Here is a 5,342-nt window from a genome sequence, read left to right as displayed (position 1 = left end):
AATCCTTATTCACGAAGCAACAACGAATGAGGACAATGAAAGAATACAGGAAATAGAGATATACTACCGATTTATTGGAAAAGTAGACTGATAAATAGGGTTCATATCTTTAACTAAGGGAAACTGGACAAAGTTATCCTGATATTACATTTCTCCCGCAGCTTGCTTCGTATTTTAATATTACGGTTGATGAGCTTATCAATTATCAGCCGCAGATGATGAAAGAAGACATACAAAAGCTGTATCTGCGATTATCCAATGATTTTGCTCAAAAACCATTCGATCAAGTGATGGATGAAATTCGGGAGATCAGAAAAAAATACTTTTCATGTTTTCCTCTGCTTTTTCACCTCGGTGCATTGTTGCTGAATCACTATATGTTGGCAAAGGGAAGCCGGCAGCAGGAAATTCTCCGTGAAGCGATTGATCTGTTTTCACGAATAAAAACAGAAAGCGATGATTTAACATTGTGCAGGAAGAGCAATGTAATGGAAGCTACCTGCTATATCATTTTGGAAGAACCTGATAAGACCATTGAATTACTCGCAGACGCAAAAACACCTGTGCTGAATGAAAATCATATTTTGTCAATGGGGTATTCTATGAGTGGTAAGCCGGATAAGGCTAAAGAGATATTACAAATTGAGATATACCAAAATTTCTTAAACATCATGCAAAGTCTTACTACGCTTTTACAGCTTGAGATAGCAGATGCACAAGCCTCGAAAAATATCATTGACCGGATTAATTGTCTTTCTGAAACTTTTCATGCACCGGAGCTACATCCTGCCACAATGCTTTCTGCATATTTAAACGTGGCTGCGGTTTTTGTCTTGCAAAATGACACCGACAACGCACTGGCGGCATTACAACAGTATTGTGATTTAGCAGTTGGAATATCTTATCCAATATCACTTCACGGCGATCGTTTTTTTGACAGAATTGATGAGTGGCTGGCAGAGCTTGATTTAGGTGTTCATGCACCGCGGGATGATAAAACAGTCAGGCAAGGCATCATTGACGGTGTTGCGAAGAATCCGGTCTTTTCGGTACTGGCTGATCATGTAAAGTATCGGCATATTGTTGAAAAACTTACATCTGTGTTAGGAGGATAGCGTTATGGATGTTTTAGTAGAATATCTTCCTTTTTTGATTCCTTTGATCATAATTGAATGGATTCTTGCAATAACAGCACTGATACACGTTTTAAGACATCCACATTACAAGTTCGGCAATAAGCCTTTCTGGATTGTTGTTGTATTGTTTGTACAGATAATCGGGCCGATTGTCTACTTTATTTTTGGCAGAGGTGAAGAATGAGTATTTTAAAAATTGAGAATCTCAGTAAAAAATTTGGCGGGCACAATGTTATCAATAACCTTAGCCTTTCCGTGCCTGAAAATACAATTTATGGATTTTTGGGACAAAACGGTGCGGGAAAAACAACAACAATGAAAATGATATTAGGTCTGCTGAAACCAACAAGCGGTAAAATATCGGTATGCGGAGAAGAGGTAACATACGGCAAAACCAAAACCAATCGTTATATTGGGTTCCTGCCCGATGTTCCTGAGTTTTACGGTTATATGAAACCAAAAGAATATCTGGCACTTTGCGGTGAGATTACAGGGCTGGATCGAAAAGCAGTAAAAGCAAAGTCAGAAGAGCTTCTGTCACTGGTAGGGCTTGAGAAAGCGAACAAGCGTATCGGGGGCTTTTCCCGTGGGATGAAGCAGAGACTCGGAATTGCACAGGCATTGTTGGCCGAACCGAAACTGTTGATCTGCGACGAACCGACTTCCGCACTTGACCCGATTGGGCGAAAGGAAATTCTTGACATACTGCTCTCAGTTAAAGGAAAAACGACCGTTGTTTTTTCAACACATATCCTGTCTGATGTAGAACGGATCTGTGATCACGTTGCAGTTTTGAACAATGGCAGTTTCGTGTTAAACGGGACCCTTTCTCAGTTAAAACAAAACCATCGTCTTGACACACTGCAGATCGAATTCCGTTCGCCGGAAGATTTGCAACGTTTTGCTGGGAATGAATGTGTTGGTATGCTTTTTCAAAATGCGGAGCGTACAGATTGCACGGTGATATTAAGGTCAAAGGATATCGATGAGGCAGCAGGACAGATTTACGATGCTATTTATAAAACAAAAATCTATCCGGTAAAGGTCGAAATTCTAGAGCCTACCTTAGAAAATCTGTTTCTGGAGGTGGTGAAGTGAGAGCGTTCATTGCCATGACGAAAAAAGAATTTCTTGAAAGTATAAGAACATATAAATTGTTTATTATCGTTGCAGTTTTTTTGCTTTTCGGTATGTTGAATCCGATTACGGCAAAAATCATGCCCAAACTTCTTTCCTCATTTATGCCGGAAGGAATGACGATTACTCTTGGTGAACCACACACCATTGATTCATGGATACAGTTTTATAAAAATATGTCAACACAGTTGATTCTTTTTGTCATTGTTTTTAGCGGTATCGTGTCAAATGAACTTACCAAAGGAACACTGATCAATATGTTGACCAAGGGGCTGCCGCGAAAAACGGTCATACTCTCAAAGTTTACAGCAATCATTTCCATATGGACAGTGAGCTATCTGATATGTTTTGTAATAACGTTGGTTTACACAATGTATTTACTGCCGGGAGAATTACCAAATTTACCTTTTGCTGCATGTTGTATGTGGTTATTTGGCGTACTGGAAATCTCAATGATGCTTCTTGGAGGGGCTCTGTCTGGCAGTATTTATGGATCCCTTCTTTTAGCAGGCGGTTTTGCAGGGGTGCTTATGCTTGCGAATATTTTTCCGAAGCTTGAAGAGTACAATCCATACTTACTGTCAACAGGATGTGTGTCTTTACTTACATCAGAGAGGGTTCCATCGGATTTTTATGTTTCTATCATTGTAACGCTTGCTTTCATTTTATTGATTATGATAAGCAGTATCTGTTCTTTTAACAAAAAACAGATATAGCAGCGATGCTGCATATGAGGAGGGACACAAGGCGTATTGGGCTTTGTGTCCCTCCTGCTCTTTTATTATAAATCCACTCTTAATGTACGTTTTGGTTGCCTTTTGCATTAAAACATGACATGCTATTGTCAGAGATCGTAGTTATACTGAATGCAAAGGAGATGATGGAAATGAAGATAGATCGACTGATTGGAATTTTATCCATCCTTCTTCAGAAGGATAAGGTGACTGCTCCTTATCTGGCAGAAAAGTTTGAGGTATCCAGACGGACGATCAACCGGGATATTGAGGATTTGTGCAAGGCCGGTATCCCGTTGGTAACGACCCAGGGTGTAAACGGTGGAATCTCCATTATGGAAGGATATAAAATAGACAGTACGCTGCTGACCTCCACCGATATGCAGGCGATTCTTGCAGGTCTTCGCAGTCTGGACAGTGTAAGTGGTACAAACCGGTATATGCAACTGATGGAAAAGCTGTCTGCTGGTGCCTCTGATTTTATGCCGGGCGGACAGCATATTTTGATTGATCTTTCTTCCTGGAGCAAAACCGCTTTGTCACCAAAGATAGAACTGATTCATGGGGCAATTGAGTGCGAAAGGTGTGTCAGCTTCCATTATTATGCCCCGAAGGGAGAAAGTGAACGGCTCATTGAGCCCTATTATCTGATTTTCCGCTGGGCCAGCTGGTATGTCTGGGGATATTGTCGGGAAAGAAAAGATTACCGATTATTTAAACTGAACCGGATGACAGAACTGCAGATGGAGGAACCTTTTGAAAAACAGGCAGCACTACTGCCGGATCTGTCCAATGAAACAGTGTTTCCGCACACCTATTTGGTAAAAGCATTGATTGTACCGGAATATCGGTGGCGGTTGATAGAAGAATACGGACCTGGTTGTTTTACTCAGCAGGTAGATGGAAAACTGTTATTTTCTTTTGGATTTACCGATGAGGATGCGGTCCTTGGCTGGATTTTATCTTTTCAAGGCGGTGCAGAGCTTTTGGAGCCGGCGTTTCTCCGGCCAAAATTGAGTTCCTTTGGGCAAGAACTGCAAAAACAATATGCAGATTCATGACAAACAGTTGTCCTGTTTGGTTTGATAGAATGAAAATACCAAACGGAAAGGAGGAAAAAAGAATGACGGCGTTTGATTATAAAAAAGAGTATAAGGAATTTTATCTTCCGCCCAGGAAACCACAGATTGTGGAAGTTCCTGAGATGAACTTCCTGGCGGTGAGAGGAATGGGGGATCCGAATGAAGAAGAAGGAGATTATAAGGCGGCAATCGGATTGCTGTATAGTATTGCTTACACCATCAAAATGAGTAAGATGGGCAAACACAGGATAGAAGGATACTTTGATTATGTGGTCCCGCCACTGGAGGGATTCTGGTGGCAGGACGGAGTGCAAGGTGTTGATTACACACGGAAAGATCAATTTCAGTGGATTTCTCTTATCCGCCTTCCGGAGTTCGTTACCAGGGAGGAGTTTGATTGGGCCATACAAGAAGCAAGTGTGAAAAAGCAGATGGATTTTTCAAAAGTGGAATTTTTTACTTACCATGAGGGGTTATGCGTCCAGTGTATGCATATCGGTCCGTATGATAATGAGCCGGTGACGGTCCGGGAGATGGAGCGGTATGCCAAAGAACAAGGCTATGAACTGGATTTTTCCGATCAAAGATATCACCATGAGATTTATCTCAGTGATGTACGTAAGTGTAAGCCGGAAAACTTAAAAACGGTTATCCGGCAGCCGATTAAATAAGGTGAAAAGAAAAAGCGGTGTACCCATAAGGAAGTAGTTCTATTAACGCAGGACGGCATGGCCGAGAGGCTGTGCGGTTCTGCATTTTTCTGCTTGTCAAAGATTCTTTGCGCGAGTATTTTAGGTGTGTAAAGGTAAGTTGCTGGCTTTTTTGAACCATGAGCTCGATAATGAATCCAGAAGGAGGTAACAAAATGAACATCGGTGCAAAAATTATCGAAATAAGAAAACAGAGAGATATGACACAGGAAGATTTTGCAAAAATATTCCATGTAACAATGCTCATGTGCCATAAAGTAACACAAAAAGCAACAGACAGCCGCCACAATTCCGTAAAGATTGATACTTGACAGTCTCCCGAAAGCTCGCTATAATAATAGACGTAAAATTTGAGTGGACTTTTCCGGATTCGGTCATCTTTTTGCCACACAACTGTCTTATGATAGTTGTGTGGCTTTTTTGCTTTATAGGAAATTGCGTTTTTGGAGCAGTCAAAAAAAGAACGCATGTTCATCGAACATATGTTAGATAAACGTGCGTTTGGGTATGACAATAAGACGTTGGCAGGATCAGAAGATATAG

8 protein-coding genes are annotated in these 5,342 nt (G+C 41.0%); all 8 read left to right on the top strand.

What is annotated here, in order from left to right:
* On the top strand, nucleotides 1-91 hold a 91-nt coding region (locus Selli1_RS17780; protein ID WP_129738703.1), incomplete at its 5' end, for a DUF4368 domain-containing protein.
* 124 nt (nucleotides 92-215) lie between these two features.
* On the top strand, nucleotides 216-1,115 hold the full coding sequence (locus Selli1_RS17775) for an XRE family transcriptional regulator (RefSeq protein ID WP_281874395.1): 900 nt from the start codon (nucleotides 216-218) through the stop codon (nucleotides 1,113-1,115).
* A gap of 4 nt (nucleotides 1,116-1,119) precedes the next feature.
* Complete coding sequence (locus tag Selli1_RS17770; RefSeq protein WP_118635844.1) at nucleotides 1,120-1,320, top strand: PLDc N-terminal domain-containing protein; 201 nt, start codon at nucleotides 1,120-1,122, stop codon at nucleotides 1,318-1,320.
* A complete protein-coding gene (locus Selli1_RS17765) occupies nucleotides 1,317-2,234 on the top strand; it encodes an ABC transporter ATP-binding protein (protein ID WP_281874391.1) in 918 nt (305 codons plus the stop codon). The genes Selli1_RS17770 and Selli1_RS17765 overlap by 4 nt, the downstream gene beginning before the upstream one ends.
* Nucleotides 2,231-2,989, top strand: a complete 759-nt coding sequence (locus Selli1_RS17760) for an ABC transporter permease (protein ID WP_118635846.1) — start codon at nucleotides 2,231-2,233, stop codon at nucleotides 2,987-2,989. Before Selli1_RS17765 ends, Selli1_RS17760 begins: the two co-directional genes overlap by 4 nt.
* Before the next feature lie 170 nt (nucleotides 2,990-3,159).
* The gene (locus Selli1_RS17755; RefSeq protein WP_191437454.1) at nucleotides 3,160-4,068 is read left to right on the top strand and encodes a helix-turn-helix transcriptional regulator; all 909 of its coding nucleotides are present in this window, start codon (nucleotides 3,160-3,162) and stop codon (nucleotides 4,066-4,068) included.
* A 62-nt stretch (nucleotides 4,069-4,130) separates the two neighbouring features.
* On the top strand, nucleotides 4,131-4,760 hold the full coding sequence (locus tag Selli1_RS17750) for a GyrI-like domain-containing protein (RefSeq protein ID WP_087168413.1): 630 nt from the start codon (nucleotides 4,131-4,133) through the stop codon (nucleotides 4,758-4,760).
* 194 nt (nucleotides 4,761-4,954) lie between these two features.
* Nucleotides 4,955-5,110 (top strand): helix-turn-helix domain-containing protein, encoded by a 156-nt coding sequence (locus Selli1_RS17745; protein WP_204864595.1) that lies wholly within the window; start codon nucleotides 4,955-4,957, stop codon nucleotides 5,108-5,110.
* Nucleotides 5,111-5,342: the final 232 nt, after the last annotated feature.

Origin of the sequence: Sellimonas catena (assembly GCF_027924685.1) — a bacterium.
Classification (GTDB): domain Bacteria; phylum Bacillota; class Clostridia; order Lachnospirales; family Lachnospiraceae; genus Sellimonas; species Sellimonas catena.
The sequence above is the reverse complement of the archived record's forward strand: the minus strand, read 5'-3'. Positions and strand labels throughout refer to the sequence as shown.